Origin of the sequence: Henriciella sp. (assembly GCF_029937755.1) — a bacterium.
Taxonomy (GTDB): Bacteria; Pseudomonadota; Alphaproteobacteria; order Caulobacterales; family Hyphomonadaceae; genus Henriciella.
In genome coordinates this window covers 339,877-353,171 of record NZ_JAPYPG010000004.1, presented here as the reverse complement: position 1 = coordinate 353,171, position 13,295 = coordinate 339,877, and the positions used below count along the sequence as shown (strand labels likewise).

Below are 13,295 nucleotides of genomic sequence, written 5' to 3'. Positions count from 1 at the left end.
AGGGGGAGCCGCATGATTGACTTCGAAATTGTAAAATTCAGGAAGGCGCCTCGCCTTGGCTGGTTTTTAACGGTTGAGAACACTGGATCAGAGCCAATTTACGGTGCCTCTATCGATGTGAAAGTGAAATATGCTGATGGCACTACGTCGTCAGAATTGCTTTCTGTTGACGACATCGACCCAGGCGAGAAAACGCGCAGTCATTTGACGCTGCTAAGGCCCGCTGCTTCTATAAAATTGTTCCGTCTAACCATGGTCAAACACGACTATAGCGACACTCGGGAAAATCAGCTCGACCTTACCTATCGCAAGAAGTTGGTCGGGTGGGAAAAGGTCGATTAGAAACCGGTAATCGTCGCGCGCTAAAACGCCGTCGGCATGACGGATAATGAAATGCCGACCTCGTGCGTCAGGCGAAAGAGGCAGAAGAGGGGATGAAGGCCAAGAGCGCGGAATTCATGGCGCAGGGCGCGGAGATTTATGTGGAGCGGGAGTGAGTGTTCGAATCAGTTCGCTAATTCATCCCTTTTGTCGGAGACCTTGAGTGAACTTGCGGAAATCAGCAATCATACGCTTTGCAGCCTGCTTCGCTTCGCCTCTTGAGGCCCCTTTTTTTCGCAGCCGTCGTCGGACTAACTTGTCCATTCTCCGAGCCCATTTTTGCTTGTCGGTCGAACCGCCAATCTCAACCAATATTTTTGCGGATTCCAAATCGATATGGTCTCTCATCGCCAGGCCGCTAGGTTGCAGATAGGCAATTTTCGATTGAATTATGTGGTCGACTGAAAGGACGTGTTCCATTAGGTCAAACCACAGTCCGAATGTCGTTTGCGCAGGCTTTGAAAATTCGCACATTAGGACTATCGCGTCGGGTTTTGGTGAGCCCCACTGTGTGACCACGTCGCCAGGTGACGCATCTTGATGATGCAGAATAAATTCGTCGATATCCGGGTGGTTGCGAGTATCGAAATCAATGTGGGCAATCGCGAAACCGTCGGCCACAATCGGATTTGCAATCAGTCCGACCTTGGTAACACGGAGAATTCTATTCTTATCAAACTTAAGATTATCCACTTTTCGTGCTGTCTTTCTCAATGAAGAGTCTTGGCTCAAAGCTTTCGTTTGTGTTTTGCGAATCCAATAGGATGAACTCGTAAGCGATTTGCTGAGATTGCCGCACGATCTTCGCCGGTACAGGGATCAAAACCCACCCACTAATGATCTCATGTGCAGCAAGCCTCATCGGGAACTCGACATATTCGCTGCCCCTCCGAACTTCGTTTGGAATAGGAAATATCACCTCTCTACCATCGGGTGATATTGAATGAATGCGCAATTCACACCCCTTCAATCCGATGGGCATGGCGCATTCGTTAGTTACGGTCACTTTGAATTTGTATTCGTACGCTTCTGGGCTAACGCTCCACTTCTCTCCTTCCAGATATTCGAGGCGAAGTTTTGGTCGTTGTCCCAACTCGGCGCGACGCGAAATTCTGTAAGAGAAGAACGAGATGCCCGCCGCAACAATCGCGATAAGGAGCGCCCCAATAGCGATTATATCCGAGGTATCCATGTCTATTTATTTCAGCTTTGATGATTGAGGTTGGGTCGGCTATTTTCACATAATAGTGGCTAGAAACTTGGATATAGCTTAGCGCCGAGCACTGTACCTACAATAGCTTGATCGAGTTGGTGGATAAAGGCGACAACGCTTTGCCGGCAACTCAACTGTCGAACCACGCGGGCGGGACTCGTCCACCTCAGACAAACAAACTCCTTTGCCCCTCTCAAACGCCGAGTGTATCCCTCGCGCCATGTCAGACACACCCGACACCGCCTCCCGCCTCGACGAGCTTGAAATGCGTGTGGTCCATCAGGACCAGACGATTGAGGACCTGAACGCCGCCATCACGGCGCAGTGGAAACTGATCGAGCGGCTGGAGCGGGAGGTGGCGCGCCTCGCCGAGCGCGTGGCCGAGGCCGAACAGACTACCGGCCAGGCGGCTCCCGTGGACCGTCCCCCGCCTCACTATTAGGGCCGCATTATTAGAGCCTCACGCGGGCGCGTCATGACGCGTTCATCCATCCGTGGCATACTCTCCATCGCGGCGCGCCCGAACGTCCGCGCCTTGAGGGAGACAGAGGATGCTCACACGGCTTGTCTTTTCCGCCGCCGCGCTCGCGGCGCTTTCGCTTCCCGCCCACGCCCAGACAAAGACCGGGATGCTTCAGGCGTCGTGCCAGGTGAATGGCCAGCCGGCGCAGATGTCGCTGCAATATGAGGCGATTGGCGGGACCGGCATCACCACCGGGCCGGGCCCCAATCCGGACATTACCGGCGTCATCTCCGACGGCTCGGTCACCTATTACTGGGGCGGGGTGCTGACGGGCAGTTTCGGCACGCTGCAGCTCTCGGGCGAGAACAATTTCCTCAAATTCTACGACCCGAACGTCTACAACCGCGAGACGGTGCTCGAGATCACCATGACGAGCGATACGAGCTTCTACATGACCGATGTCTACGGCAATTATCCCGGCCAGCATCCCTGCCAGATCACGGCGATGAACTAGGCCGCGGCTTACCCGTCGAGCCAGGCTTTCAGCGCGCCATGGTTTTCTTCGCAGCGATTGATCGTTTGCAGATCGCGCCTCGACGGGGCCGTCTTCAATCGGGCGATCATCGCTTCATCGCCGCAGTTTCGCCCGCACGGGCCTGCGAGATTGCACATCTGTGTGCGCTCCAGTGCGTTCGGCTCTGACGGGTCGACCGGGCAGCCCATCCGGGTTTCGGCTCTCCGGCAATAGGCGGCCATCTCCGGCAATCTCGCCGCGCGCTCAGCCATGGTCGGGCCCGACGCCACGGGTGGAGGCGTCGCCTCGCCCTGCTGGGCGACGTCGTACTTCGCATTGCACGCTGCGTGCATCTCGGCCACCGCATCCGCGGCAAGGCCGGGGGAGTTCTGCAGGGTGCGGGCATTCTTCGCGCAGGTGCGGAAACAGTCCATCGCGCCGTTGATTTTCGGGCCCGCTTCCTTGCAGGTCCGCGCCTTGGCGGACATGTCGGCGCGCGCCGCATTCTGGTCGCCCGCCTGGGCGACGGCCGCCGGGATCAGTGTAATGGCAAGCATCAGGGCCGCTATGATGTTGCGAAATACTACGATCATCTTGCTCTCCGAAGTGTTCACCATCCGGTTTAGCCGGGCGGGCGGGGACATCAAGCGGGGCGAGAAGTATTTTTATGACGTTTGTCTTGTTGCGGCTGAAAATACGCCAGACCGGGGGATGAATGGGATCGTGGAAAAGGCGGGCACAGCGCAGGTGGGCTAAAACCGGGCTGTTTCTGGAACGTTTCCGGAATGGGGCCGGAGCCTGCCGGAAGAGCGATCGGTCCGGCATGGCTTGACCGTTTCGTCCCGTCGCGACATCAGGTGTCGTCATGACACAGCCGATTTCGCCCTTCCATCTTGCCTTCCCCGTCCACGATCTCGCCGCAGCGCGCGAATTTTACGGGAAATTGCTCAACTGCCCCGAAGGCCGGAGCTCGGAGGAGTGGGTGGACTTCGATTTTCACGGCCACCAGATCGTCGCTCACCTCGCCCCGGACGAATGCCGTCCGGCTGGCCAGAATGCCGTCGATGGCAAGGGTGTGCCGGTGCGCCATTTCGGGCTCGTCCTCGGCATGGAGGCGTGGCAGGCGCTGGCCGACCGGCTGGAAGGCCAGGTCGATTTCCTGATCGAGCCCTATATCCGCTTCAAGGGCGAGCCCGGCGAACAGGCCACCATGTTCTTTACCGACCCCTCCGGAAACGCCATCGAAATCAAGGCGTTCGCGGATATGGGCCGGCTGTTTGCGAAATAGCTTCGGGTTCAGGCCGTGGTGCTCAGCATGGCGCTGATCTGGTCCTTGAGGTATAGCCGCTTCTTGCGCAGCTCGTTCTGGTGCTCGTCGCTGGCGGGGGAAATATCGGTCTCGATCCGGTGAATTTCGCGGTTGACCTCGTGATACTGTTCGGCAATTCGCGCAAAGTGTGGGTTCGACTCCTTCAGCGCGTGAATCTGCTCGGCGGCGCCTGGAAATTCCTCGGTGAGTTCATGGGGCGTGTGCGACATGGATGGCTCCTGACTGGCATTGATTTGAACCCAGTCTGCGCAGGCGGGAGCCCGATGGCTATTGCGGAAAATACGTAAATGGCGGGGCTGGCCGGCTGAACGCAAGATAACGGAATGTTGTGGGAACGGCGTTTGATGGATGCCGTTTCTTCCGTGTGCAGAATGCATGAAAGGACATGAGCCATGAAACGGACCCTGAAATACTCCACCCTTGGTACCATCGCTGCCGCCTTTGCAGTTTCCGCCGGCGCCCCGGCCTTCGCCGACCCGCCCCATTGCCCGCCGGGACACGCCAAGAAAGGCTGGTGCGGACCCGGCTGGAAAGCCGATGGCTACGACCAATGGCGCGATGGCGGAGACGAGCAGCGCGCCTATGAAGAAGGTTATGAAGACGGCCGCCGCGACGCGATCCGCTATGATGGCCGCTATTATGACGATTACCGCGTTGTTCGAGACTATGACCGCTATGGCCTGCAACCGCCGCCGGACGGCTATTATTATGCCGAGGTCGACGGCGACGTGATGATGGTTCGCCTGGCGACGCAGCTGGTCACCCAGCTCCTGTCGACCAACTGATTGCGGCCTAAAATTATCTCGCACCCAACAAGCGCCCGGACCGTACATCCGGGCGCTTTTTATTGCTATTCTCCACCGGGATCAGGGAAGACGCGATCGGCAAGCCCATCGCAATCTGCTGGCTGCATAGGCTCTTCCAGAAAGCCGTCGGGGGCAGCGCCCTGCGATGTAATTTCCCAGGTCATCGTTCCGGTCTGGGTGTCGCCATCCACCTCGGTCACAGAGTCAAATGTGACGAGACCGCTCTCGCCTGTGCGGCCATTGGTCAGGGTGATGTCGAAGCTGGCATAATAGGCCTCCTCTTCCTGGTGGATGAGGCCGTAGTTCGATCCGGAAAAGTCTCCGGCCTCGCTGACCGTCACTTCCAAGCCTTCCGTCGTCGATGCATCGTCGCGGAAATAGCAATGTGTGCCAACAGAAAGGTCGAGGGTCGCAGATGGCGCCCCATCCTCTCCAGGCGCCGCAGTGCTGGAGGGCGTTTGGCCCGTCTCGGTTGCTGGAGGCGCGGGAGCGGCAATATCGCTCTGCGTGTCGTCAGCGCTACCGCATGCGGCAAGGATGACGCTGGCCGCAAGGAAAGTCAGAATACGCATGAGAAGCCTCTTTTTCTGTCTGCCGCGCAATAAACGCACGATCTGGATATCAGCGTACGCAAATCTGTCGGCTTCAAGGCCCGGGCAAGAAAAAACCCTGCCGGGCGGGCCGGCAGGGCAGATGATGAGAGAGAAGAATAATAAAGGGATTTGGCGCTTGCGGTGCCTTAACCCTCCATCTTAGCGCGCAACTTATTGGCGAGTTCCTCATCTGCGCGTGCAAGCTGTACAATTTGCGTGAAGCGGGTCGGTGTCAGACCTTCTTCCTTGATGGCGGCAACCATCTTCTGTTGGGCGCCGGACTGGATCTTCTGCGCGGTAGCCTTGTCCTCGGCCTGCTGTAGTTCCGCATTCGCTGATTGTGCAATCGTGGCAACCTGATTGTTCGCAGCGACGAACTGGTCGATCTCCGCTTCGGTCACGGGATCAATCTGAGCAGCGGCCTGGGCCTGGGTTTGCGCCCCCTGCTGTTGCTGCGGCTGGGCAGACTGAGCGAACGCAATGCCGCCACCGGCGAGGGCTGCAGCCGCGATGGCAGCGGTCGTCTTGGCACGAAGTGTCGTGAGAGCCATGGGGTCTCCTTTCGGTTAGTTGCACGGACTAGCCAACCAGCCAGACCGCCCGACCGAAACCCCCTGTATGCAGCCCTGTTCCTGTTGTGACTGCATGGTAATACTTCGGGAGTACTCGGTCTGCAGGTGACAAAACCGAAACCCTCTACCCAACGCCTTTGAAGCGCACTATCTGTTGAAGTTGTACAAGGGCTGCGGCGTTCGAGGAAGCCAGCTGTCCGCCGACCTTACGTTCCGTCAAGGGAGCTGGCGCTGGGACTGGCCGTGGCCTATCCCAACTGGCACCCACCTAGTTACTAGGTCGACGGGACACGAGAGCCGATACGGCGCCTGCGGTCCTTGTGCACACTTTCCCCTCCATTGCTTGACTTTGTGAGCCGGCTGGCAGACGCGGATGTCCGCTCATGTCGGAAAGCCTTCTCCCCGTCCTGCTCTGCCTGTTCTCGGCGGTCACTGTCGCGACAGCGAACTTCGCCGTGAAACGTGGTGGCGACGTGCTGAGCGCGCGCATGGTGCTGTCGTTGACCTCAGCCACCTGCGTTCTGCCTTTTGCGACCATCCTCCCGATGCCGGAGCCGGGTCTTTGGACCCCGATTGCGATCGCGATTGGCGCGCACTGGATCTACCAGTTCTTCATGATCCGGGCCCTGCACAGGGGCGATCTATCGCTCGTCTTCCCCGTCATGCGGGGACTCGCCCCGATGATGACCGCGATCATTGCCGTCTTTACCCTGAACGAGTTTCCCGGCCTTCTGGGCTGGGTTGGCCTTTCGCTCGCTACGGCCGCGCTGTTCGTCTTCGCGCTGCCGCAGGGCGAAGATGTTGCCAGCAGGAAGCTGAACCAGGTCGCGCTCGTCTGGGCGGTTCTGACCTCGGCCGGGATCGGGCTTTATTCGGTCACGGACGCCTATGGTGTGCGTGTGGCCGAGAACCGTTTCGTGTTCATCGTCTGGCTCTTCCTGCTAGACTGGATCGGCACCACCGTGGTGACCGTCTGGACCCGCCGAGGCCAGCTGCGGGCGAGGCTCAGGCCGCAGCTTGTCGGCGGAATGGTTGGCGGCGTGGCAAGTGTCTTTTCCTATGGCGCGGCCCTGCTGGCCTTCTCAATGACCAACGCCGCGACCGTGACCGCCATCCGTGAAACCTCCGTCGTCTTCGGGGCCATTCTGGGCGCTGTTTTCCTGAAGGAGGGGTTCGGCAAACGCCGGATCGCCGCAGCCGCCGTGCTTGCGGCAGGACTCTTGCTTCTCGAGGGCGATATTTAATTCTCCCTTCGGAGTTCGCTGATAGCGTCCCCGCCTGACATGAAGCTCGCCCGCCATCTTGCTGGATATCTGCCTGCGAACCTCGCAAGCGCGATCGCCTCTTTCGGGGGCGTCTATGTTTTCACGCGCCTGCTTGGGGCCGATGAGTATGGCCGCTACGCACTGATGTTTTCTGTGATGGCGCTGATCCATACCCTGACGCTGGCACCGGGGGAGGCGGCGGCCTATCGCTTTACCGCCCGCGCCAATGCGAAGGGCGACACCGCCGACCACTACGCGACCGTGCGCTCGCTTCTTATCCGATCCCTGTTCGTGGCAGGCCTCCTCATGGCGATGCTCGCGATCAGCGTCTGGCACATGCCGCGCTATTTGCGCATCCTTCCGTGGATTGCGGTGCTGCTGCCACTCAACACTCTGCTACAGGCGACCCTGGAAGCGCACCGCGCCAATCAGCAGGTCGGGCGCTATGCAGCGATCTTTTCGTTCAAGCTCCTCGGTGGATTTGCCATTGGCGCGCTTATTGCCTGGCGGACTCATATCGGTGGAGCCGCGCCTTTCATGGGACTCGCCTGCGCCGGTATCCTGCTGAGCGTTTTCCAGGTGCCCTGGTTGGCGCGGGCCGCGAAGGGCGGCAAGGCAGATGCGGCGAGGCGGCGAGCCTACCTCTCCTACGGCCTGCCGATCGCTGCCGCGCTTTCTCTCGACCTGCTTCTGTCCGCGGCCGACCGGTTCCTGATCGCGATTTTTCTCGGCGAGGCCTCAGTCGGGGCCTATGCCGCCGGATATGGCGTTGCCGACAAGACGATCCTGCTTCTTTGTGCCTGGGCCGCTATGGCCGGGGCACCGCTGGTTATGGCCGCCTGGGAAGAAAAGGGTGAAGCGGCCGCGCGTGACGAGGCGAGGGGGCTTGTTTCGACCATGTTGCTTATCGGGCTTCCGGCCGCGACGGGTCTGGCGCTTGTTGCCCAGCCGCTCGCCGAAGCGCTGATCGGCGAGGATGTGCGTGCGGGCGCAACCCGGATCATTCCGTGGATCGCCTTTGCCGGACTGATGAACGGCCTGTTGATCCACTATTATACTGAAGCTTTTCAGCTCGCACAGAAAACAGGCGAACAGGCCCTGCTGATGATGATCCCGGCAGGCGTGAACATCGGCGCAAACCTGATACTTATTCCCATATTCGGCCTGATTGGCGCGGTCGTCGCGACGATTGCCAGCTATGCGCTTGGCATTGTTATTATCGGCTTGCGTGGACGACGCTATCTGGCCTTGCCAATGCCCGTTGGTGATCTCGTCAGGATCGCACTTGCCTCGCTCGCAATGTGGCCTGCCATTGCACTCGTGCCTGATTTTGGCAGCTGGGGGGAGCTCGCCTGTAAGGCGGCCGTAGGAGCGTTGGTTTATGGTGCAGTTGCCTGGCTCATCGATGCTGGCGGGGCGCGGTCATTCATGCAAGACAGGCTCACCTCATCCAGAGCCGCCTAAGCTTCGTAAGCAGGATTAATGACAGAACAAAAACACGGTATCGATACCGCCACCGACAAGGCGAACCAGATCTGGGGTGACCTTGTGCCCGTGATCGGCTTTGTGCTGATCTACAACGCCTTGCGGATCATCAATCTGGACAATGCCTGGATCAACAAGGACAGCGCGCTTTACTGGGCGACGGGTGGTCTGATCGTTCTGACGATCGGCGTAATCGGCAACAAACTGCGTCACCGCCAGCCCATTCCGCCTTTCCTTATCATCACCTCGTGCATTGTCGGCGGTTTTGGCCTGCTCGGCATCCTGCTACAGGAAAAGTCCTTCATCTACATCAAGCCAACCATCCAGAACCTGTTCCTGGCGGCGATCATCTTCGGGTCCATGGCGGTCGGGCAGAATGTCTGGCGGGTGATGTTCCGAACGGTCTTTTCGCTTCCCGATCATGCCTGGAAGCAGCTCGCCATTCGCTGGGGCCTGTTCTTCATCGCCATGGCTTTGTGGAACGAGTACCTCTGGCGCACTTACGCACCGGGCTTCGAGCAGCCCCTGAAATTCGCCGGTATGCTGATCGCACCGGAGGGGAGCTATGACTTCCTCGGCATGACGTTCGGCTCGAAGGATGCCGAGGATGTCTGGGCGAACTGGAAGCTGGGCAACATGGTCATCACCTTTATCTTCGGTGCAGCCAACGTTCCCTACACACTCAAACACCTTGAGGAGGAACCGGCGGCTGACGCGTAACCTTTTCGGTGCCGGCCGGATTTCCGAACGGGGCAAACCCATTGGCATGCCGGCTTTCGGCATAATGGGTGAGCGCCCAGACAACTGTTGGGAAGGCCAGCTCTGACCAGGGGATGTCCTTCCAGTCGAACAGCCCGACTTCCAGGCTTTCCGGGCCCGGACGGATATCCGAAGCAAGCCTTGCGCGGAACATGATCTGGACCTGTCCGATCCGGTGAACCGTATACTGGGCGAGGACCCGGTCGATCTTGATTGTTGCGCAAGCCTCCTCGCGAGCCTCGCGCATGGCGGCTTCCTCAATGGACTCCCCGAGTTCCATATATCCCGCCGGGAGCGTCCAGAAGCCCTTGCGTGGTTCGATGGCTCGCCGGCAGAGCAGGATCTTCTCATCACGGACAACAACGGATCCCGCAACAATTCGCGGGTTCTCATAATCGATGAAGCCACAAGTCTGGCAGACGCGGCGTTCGCGATCATCGCCTTCCGGAACGCGATACTGGAAATTCTCTGACATTGTCTTTGTCATGATGCTGTAATTGTCTCGCTTTATTGGGGAAAAGTGTTGATCCGCACACGGTTTGTTTTCACATGTGGACTAGATTAGAAGACTATGTCGAATACGAACGAGGATAAGGCTGCGATGACTGAGCAACAAGCAGGGACGGAATTTGACCTGGCGGCATCGCCGAGCCATCTCCTGCATCGGGCGCAACAGGCGGCGGTCAATCTTTCGTCCGGCGCTCTGGCAGATCAGGGGCTGACCCTGCGCCAGTTCGCCGTGCTGGCGGCGCTGGCCGCTCAGGAGGGACAGAGCCAGGCCCGGCTCGTCGACAAGACCGGCATCGACCGCTCTACGCTCGCTGACATGGTCGTGCGGATGGAGCGGGCAGGCTATATCAAACGCGTGGACTCGACCGAGGACCGCCGCGCCAAGGCGGTGTCCCTGCTGGCGAAGGGCCGGAAGGCCTATGAAGCCGCCATGCCAGCGGTTGCCGAGGCCGACAAGCAGGTGCTCGACATGATCCGCGCCAATCGCCGTATCGGTTTCCTCGCCTCGCTCGCCTCGATTGGCGGGCCGGAAGAAGAGGTCGCCATCCTTGAAGAGGTGGCTGAAAGTGAAGACCCGAAAAAGCCGAAGGCGAAGAAAGCCAAGGCCAAGGCGACCAAGGCCGTGAAGACGGACAAGCCCGACAAGTCCAAGTCGGACAAGAAAAAGAAAAAGAAGAAAAAGAAGAAGTAGGCGTCAGCCTTCAAGCGCGGCGCTCACCTGTCTGGCGCGCTCTGCGTCCAGCGGCCCGCGCACGTGCAGGATGATCCGACCCTCAGGACTGATCACGAAGGTTTCCGGCACGCCGGTCAGCCCGAAATCCAGCCCGCCCTGACCATCGCGGTCCACCCCGATCTGCTCAAACGGATTGCCAAGCTCGGCGAGAAATCCGCGCGTGGCCTCCGGGTCGTCCTTGTAGGCCAGACCATAGACCTGACCCGGATGTGTTTCGGCGAGACGCGTGATGTCGCCGTGTTCAGCTCGGCAAGGGGCACACCAGCTCGCAAACAGGTTGACCATGACGGGCTGGTCGTCCGGCGGCGGATCGAAACTGATCGACTGGTTGGCGTCATCGAGGAGCGGAAAGCTGCGATCCGGCGCGATACGGTCGGCCTTGGCGGTGAAGCTTTCTTCCGCCGGGCGCATAAGCTGGACGCCTCCGAGAATGCCAAGGCCGACAAGTGCCGCCAGGGGCAGGATGGCTTGCCAGCGCTTCATCGTTTTTCGCTCGCCTGGAGACGTTCAAGCCGCCGCTTCGCAAATCGCGCCTTGAGCCCGGCGTAGAGACCGAGCAGGGCCGGCACGGTCAGCCCGACTATCACAATGGCCCAGATATACGCTGCATTGTCTTCGAATTGGGGGAGCATGCTGGTCAGCCTCCTGCGAGCTTGCGGGCCATGATCACATCGCCGCGCCGCTGCCAGACTTCTGCGCGCATCAGGATCATCGTAAGCGCACCGAAGAAGATAAGATGTCCAAGCGCCCCGATCAGCAGAGGCGTGAGATAGACCGCCGGCATGGCGGGCCCATCCATGCGGATGACGCTCGCGCCCTGATGGATGGACGCCCAGATATCGACCGAAAACTTGATCAGCGGCACATTCACCGCCCCGACCATTGCGAGGATGGCGCCGGCGCGGGCGGCCTTCTGGCGCGTGTCCATGGCCGCGCGGAGAGCCATATAGCCGAGGAAGAGGAAGAACATCAGCAGCACCGACATCATCCGTGCATCATCCCAGAGCCACCAGGTGCCCCAGGTCGGCTTGCCCCAGATGGCACCGGTGGCAAGGCACATGGCGGTATAGCCAGCCCCGATGGGGGCAATGGATTTCGCCGCCATGTCGGCCAGTTCGTGGCGCCAGATGAACCAGACGAAGCTCGCCAGTGCGAGGCCCATATAACTGCCCATGGCCAGCCAGGCCGACGGCACGTGGATGAACATGGCGCGCATGATGTCGCCGCCCTGATAGTCATCCTGCGGCACGATCCAGAGAGCCTGCCAGACGCTCCACGCGATAAGAACAACGCCAATGACGAGGCAGGCCGGGGCCAGCCAGCGCGAAAGCGCCATGAAGCGGTGGGGATTGGCGAAGATCGAGATCATGGGGCCCTCATTACTAGCCGATCAGTCCACGGCCAAGCGAAGCGCCGCAGATGCGGCGAAAGGTGCAACCGCGAGCGCGAACAGGGTCGAGGCGGCGAGGAACAATATGTTCGGTCCGGCTGCGCCCGGCTCGGCGGCAAGCGCGCCAAATATGGCCGTCGGCACAAAGAGTGGCAGGGCCAGAAGGGCGATCAGCAGCCCGCCGCGCGGGACGCTGGCAGCAAGCGCCCCGGCAACGCCGCCCCAGAAGAAGAAAGCCAGACCGCCTAGTCCATAAGCCAGCATGGCGGGCAGGAGCTGGTCGGCCGGGACTTGCAGCGTGATCCCGATAAGGGGTGTCAGCAGGACGAGCGGAAGGCCGGATACCGTCCAGTGGGCGAGGATCTTTGCGGTTGCAATGAGGAAGAGTGGGCAATCCTCCTGCGCCCAGAGTTCGAGTGTGCCGTCTTCCAGATCTGCCTGGAAAAGCCGCTCCATGGAGACGAGCGACGCAAGAGCCAGCGCCACCCAGAGCACACCTGTTCCGATAGCGGCAAGCTGGTTGGCCTCGCTTCCGACTGTGAACGGCACGAGCATGGCCGCACCGGCGAAGAAGCCGATCGGCAGCAATGCACCGGCCCCGCCGGCCCAGGCTTCAGCGAGCGCTTGTCGGAAAGCAGCGCGGATGGGGGAGGGCGATCTCACAGCACCACCTCCCGGCTCGCCTTGAATGGCGCATCGCCATGCAGGGCGGCAATGATTCCGCCGCCACTTTCGCGGTGTGAGGCGATGAGTTCGGTGAGGAGTGTGCGTCCGTCCGCATCCAGTGCGTTGAACGGTTCGTCCAGCAGCCAGATGGGACGATCCACCAGAAGAAGTCGGCCCAGTGCCGTGCGCCGACGCTGCCCAGCCGACAGCAGGCGGCCGGGCACGTCCATCGGCCGCTCAAGGCCCATGTGCCCGGCGATTTCATCAGCCTTTTTTTGGCTTCCCCATGCGCGACCCCAGTGCCTGAGGTGCTGGCGCGGGGTCTCATGCGGTTTGATGCCGTCTCTGTGACCGAGCCAGTGGTGCGGCCGGCTGCGAACGACCTCTCCGACCGAGGGCTGGCTGAGGCCTGCGAGCAGGCGGAGCAGCGTCGACTTGCCCGATCCGTTCGGTCCGCGCAGGACCAGCGCTTCACCGGGGCGCAGCGTCAGGTGAATGCCTGAAAACAGCATGCGTTCGCCGCGCACGGCGCCGAGGCCATCGGCTTCGATCAGAAGACCGTCTGTCAAAGCATCCCCCTCGTGACAAAAGGCGCATGATGCTGCGATTGCACAT

21 protein-coding genes and 1 other RNA gene are annotated in these 13,295 nt (G+C 60.2%); 10 read left to right on the top strand and 12 right to left on the bottom strand.

The window, feature by feature from the left end:
- Positions 1–12 precede the first annotated feature (12 nt).
- Entirely contained in the window at positions 13–342 is a 330-nt protein-coding gene (locus tag Q1K29_RS11510) for a hypothetical protein (protein ID WP_300394889.1), read from the top strand.
- A gap of 177 nt (positions 343–519) precedes the next feature.
- Here the strand turns inward: Q1K29_RS11510 and Q1K29_RS11505 are convergent, their stop codons facing one another.
- Complete coding sequence (locus Q1K29_RS11505) at positions 520–1,074, bottom strand: hypothetical protein (protein WP_300394887.1); 555 nt, start codon at positions 1,072–1,074, stop codon at positions 520–522.
- Complete coding sequence (locus Q1K29_RS11500; protein ID WP_300394885.1) at positions 1,067–1,573, bottom strand: hypothetical protein; 507 nt, start codon at positions 1,571–1,573, stop codon at positions 1,067–1,069. Before Q1K29_RS11500 ends, Q1K29_RS11505 begins: the two co-directional genes overlap by 8 nt.
- Positions 1,574–1,814: 241 nt before the next feature.
- Between Q1K29_RS11500 and Q1K29_RS11495 the strand changes: the two genes are divergently transcribed.
- Together Q1K29_RS11495 and Q1K29_RS11490 are read left to right on the top strand one after the other, a co-directional pair.
- Entirely contained in the window at positions 1,815–2,036 is a 222-nt protein-coding gene (locus tag Q1K29_RS11495) for a SlyX family protein (protein ID WP_300394883.1), read from the top strand.
- A gap of 109 nt (positions 2,037–2,145) precedes the next feature.
- Positions 2,146–2,571, top strand: coding sequence for a hypothetical protein (locus Q1K29_RS11490; protein ID WP_300394881.1), 426 nt, complete (start codon positions 2,146–2,148; stop codon positions 2,569–2,571).
- An 8-nt stretch (positions 2,572–2,579) separates the two neighbouring features.
- Here Q1K29_RS11490 and Q1K29_RS11485 read toward each other — a convergent pair whose 3' ends face one another.
- A complete protein-coding gene (locus Q1K29_RS11485) occupies positions 2,580–3,164 on the bottom strand; it encodes a hypothetical protein (protein ID WP_300394880.1) in 585 nt (194 codons plus the stop codon).
- Positions 3,165–3,436: 272 nt separating this feature from the next.
- Between Q1K29_RS11485 and Q1K29_RS11480 the strand changes: the two genes are divergently transcribed.
- Positions 3,437–3,859, top strand: coding sequence for a VOC family protein (locus tag Q1K29_RS11480; RefSeq protein ID WP_300394878.1), 423 nt, complete (start codon positions 3,437–3,439; stop codon positions 3,857–3,859).
- Between the two features lie 8 nt (positions 3,860–3,867).
- Here the strand turns inward: Q1K29_RS11480 and Q1K29_RS11475 are convergent, their stop codons facing one another.
- Positions 3,868–4,110 carry a DUF465 domain-containing protein gene (locus Q1K29_RS11475; RefSeq protein WP_300394876.1) on the bottom strand — a complete coding sequence of 81 codons (243 nt, stop codon included), beginning with the start codon at positions 4,108–4,110 and terminating at the stop codon, positions 3,868–3,870.
- A gap of 183 nt (positions 4,111–4,293) precedes the next feature.
- Here Q1K29_RS11475 and Q1K29_RS11470 point away from each other — a divergent pair, with 183 nt between their 5' ends.
- Entirely contained in the window at positions 4,294–4,686 is a 393-nt protein-coding gene (locus tag Q1K29_RS11470; RefSeq protein ID WP_300394874.1) for an RcnB family protein, read from the top strand.
- 65 nt (positions 4,687–4,751) lie between these two features.
- Here Q1K29_RS11470 and Q1K29_RS11465 read toward each other — a convergent pair whose 3' ends face one another.
- On the bottom strand, positions 4,752–5,279 hold the full coding sequence (locus Q1K29_RS11465; RefSeq protein WP_300394873.1) for a hypothetical protein: 528 nt from the start codon (positions 5,277–5,279) through the stop codon (positions 4,752–4,754).
- 167 nt (positions 5,280–5,446) lie between these two features.
- Complete coding sequence (locus tag Q1K29_RS11460; protein WP_300394871.1) at positions 5,447–5,851, bottom strand: DUF4168 domain-containing protein; 405 nt, start codon at positions 5,849–5,851, stop codon at positions 5,447–5,449.
- A gap of 186 nt (positions 5,852–6,037) precedes the next feature.
- On the opposite strand from Q1K29_RS11460, the gene ssrS reads away from it, so the two are divergent.
- From ssrS to Q1K29_RS11440, 4 genes are all read left to right on the top strand, one after another.
- Positions 6,038–6,194, top strand: a non-coding RNA gene (gene ssrS, locus Q1K29_RS11455) — 6S RNA.
- Positions 6,195–6,255: 61 nt separating this feature from the next.
- Positions 6,256–7,116: a DMT family transporter gene (locus Q1K29_RS11450; RefSeq protein WP_300394869.1), complete on the top strand. Its 861-nt coding sequence runs from the start codon at positions 6,256–6,258 to the stop codon at positions 7,114–7,116.
- Positions 7,117–7,155: 39 nt separating this feature from the next.
- A complete protein-coding gene (locus Q1K29_RS11445; RefSeq protein WP_300394867.1) occupies positions 7,156–8,601 on the top strand; it encodes a polysaccharide biosynthesis C-terminal domain-containing protein in 1,446 nt (481 codons plus the stop codon).
- A gap of 18 nt (positions 8,602–8,619) precedes the next feature.
- On the top strand, positions 8,620–9,342 hold the full coding sequence (locus Q1K29_RS11440) for a septation protein IspZ (RefSeq protein WP_300394865.1): 723 nt from the start codon (positions 8,620–8,622) through the stop codon (positions 9,340–9,342).
- Here Q1K29_RS11440 and Q1K29_RS11435 read toward each other — a convergent pair.
- Positions 9,305–9,868, bottom strand: coding sequence for an NUDIX hydrolase (locus Q1K29_RS11435; protein ID WP_366524200.1), 564 nt, complete (start codon positions 9,866–9,868; stop codon positions 9,305–9,307). The two genes, Q1K29_RS11440 and Q1K29_RS11435, sit on opposite strands and share 38 nt — an antisense overlap.
- A 114-nt stretch (positions 9,869–9,982) precedes the next feature.
- Between Q1K29_RS11435 and Q1K29_RS11430 the strand changes: the two genes are divergently transcribed.
- Entirely contained in the window at positions 9,983–10,582 is a 600-nt protein-coding gene (locus Q1K29_RS11430) for a MarR family transcriptional regulator (RefSeq protein WP_300394863.1), read from the top strand.
- Between the two features lie 3 nt (positions 10,583–10,585).
- On the opposite strand, the gene Q1K29_RS11425 is transcribed toward Q1K29_RS11430, so the two are convergent.
- From Q1K29_RS11425 to ccmA, 5 genes are read right to left on the bottom strand one after another with little or no spacing between them, the layout of a single operon-like run.
- Positions 10,586–11,107 carry a redoxin family protein gene (locus tag Q1K29_RS11425; RefSeq protein ID WP_300394861.1) on the bottom strand — a complete coding sequence of 174 codons (522 nt, stop codon included), beginning with the start codon at positions 11,105–11,107 and terminating at the stop codon, positions 10,586–10,588.
- Positions 11,104–11,256: a hypothetical protein gene (locus Q1K29_RS11420; RefSeq protein WP_300394859.1), complete on the bottom strand. Its 153-nt coding sequence runs from the start codon at positions 11,254–11,256 to the stop codon at positions 11,104–11,106. The genes Q1K29_RS11425 and Q1K29_RS11420 overlap by 4 nt, the downstream gene beginning before the upstream one ends.
- 5 nt (positions 11,257–11,261) lie before the next feature.
- The gene (ccmC, locus tag Q1K29_RS11415) at positions 11,262–11,993 is read right to left on the bottom strand and encodes a heme ABC transporter permease CcmC (protein ID WP_300394857.1); all 732 of its coding nucleotides are present in this window, start codon (positions 11,991–11,993) and stop codon (positions 11,262–11,264) included.
- 21 nt (positions 11,994–12,014) lie between these two features.
- Positions 12,015–12,677 carry a heme exporter protein CcmB gene (ccmB, locus tag Q1K29_RS11410; protein ID WP_300394855.1) on the bottom strand — a complete coding sequence of 221 codons (663 nt, stop codon included), beginning with the start codon at positions 12,675–12,677 and terminating at the stop codon, positions 12,015–12,017.
- Entirely contained in the window at positions 12,674–13,249 is a 576-nt protein-coding gene (gene ccmA, locus Q1K29_RS11405) for a heme ABC exporter ATP-binding protein CcmA (protein ID WP_300394853.1), read from the bottom strand. Before ccmA ends, ccmB begins: the two co-directional genes overlap by 4 nt.
- Between the last annotated feature and the right edge of the window lie 46 nt (positions 13,250–13,295).

What these genes read in the sequence shown, in the direction of transcription:
- Q1K29_RS11510 (WP_300394889.1), top strand. Translation starts at nt 13, where the DNA reads ATGATTGACTTCGAAATTGTAAAATTCAGGAAGGCGCCTCGCCTTGGC.
- Q1K29_RS11500 (WP_300394885.1), bottom strand. Translation starts at nt 1,573, where the DNA reads ATGGATACCTCGGATATAATCGCTATTGGGGCGCTCCTTATCGCGATT.
- Q1K29_RS11495 (WP_300394883.1), top strand. Translation starts at nt 1,815, where the DNA reads ATGTCAGACACACCCGACACCGCCTCCCGCCTCGACGAGCTTGAAATG.
- Q1K29_RS11490 (WP_300394881.1), top strand. Translation starts at nt 2,146, where the DNA reads ATGCTCACACGGCTTGTCTTTTCCGCCGCCGCGCTCGCGGCGCTTTCG.
- Q1K29_RS11485 (WP_300394880.1), bottom strand. Translation starts at nt 3,164, where the DNA reads ATGATCGTAGTATTTCGCAACATCATAGCGGCCCTGATGCTTGCCATT.
- Q1K29_RS11480 (WP_300394878.1), top strand. Translation starts at nt 3,437, where the DNA reads ATGACACAGCCGATTTCGCCCTTCCATCTTGCCTTCCCCGTCCACGAT.
- Q1K29_RS11475 (WP_300394876.1), bottom strand. Translation starts at nt 4,110, where the DNA reads ATGTCGCACACGCCCCATGAACTCACCGAGGAATTTCCAGGCGCCGCC.
- Q1K29_RS11470 (WP_300394874.1), top strand. Translation starts at nt 4,294, where the DNA reads ATGAAACGGACCCTGAAATACTCCACCCTTGGTACCATCGCTGCCGCC.
- Q1K29_RS11465 (WP_300394873.1), bottom strand. Translation starts at nt 5,279, where the DNA reads ATGCGTATTCTGACTTTCCTTGCGGCCAGCGTCATCCTTGCCGCATGC.
- Q1K29_RS11460 (WP_300394871.1), bottom strand. Translation starts at nt 5,851, where the DNA reads ATGGCTCTCACGACACTTCGTGCCAAGACGACCGCTGCCATCGCGGCT.
- Q1K29_RS11450 (WP_300394869.1), top strand. Translation starts at nt 6,256, where the DNA reads ATGTCGGAAAGCCTTCTCCCCGTCCTGCTCTGCCTGTTCTCGGCGGTC.
- Q1K29_RS11445 (WP_300394867.1), top strand. Translation starts at nt 7,156, where the DNA reads ATGAAGCTCGCCCGCCATCTTGCTGGATATCTGCCTGCGAACCTCGCA.
- Q1K29_RS11440 (WP_300394865.1), top strand. Translation starts at nt 8,620, where the DNA reads ATGACAGAACAAAAACACGGTATCGATACCGCCACCGACAAGGCGAAC.
- Q1K29_RS11435 (WP_366524200.1), bottom strand. Translation starts at nt 9,868, where the DNA reads ATGACAAAGACAATGTCAGAGAATTTCCAGTATCGCGTTCCGGAAGGC.
- Q1K29_RS11430 (WP_300394863.1), top strand. Translation starts at nt 9,983, where the DNA reads ATGACTGAGCAACAAGCAGGGACGGAATTTGACCTGGCGGCATCGCCG.
- Q1K29_RS11425 (WP_300394861.1), bottom strand. Translation starts at nt 11,107, where the DNA reads ATGAAGCGCTGGCAAGCCATCCTGCCCCTGGCGGCACTTGTCGGCCTT.
- Q1K29_RS11420 (WP_300394859.1), bottom strand. Translation starts at nt 11,256, where the DNA reads ATGCTCCCCCAATTCGAAGACAATGCAGCGTATATCTGGGCCATTGTG.
- ccmC (WP_300394857.1), bottom strand. Translation starts at nt 11,993, where the DNA reads ATGATCTCGATCTTCGCCAATCCCCACCGCTTCATGGCGCTTTCGCGC.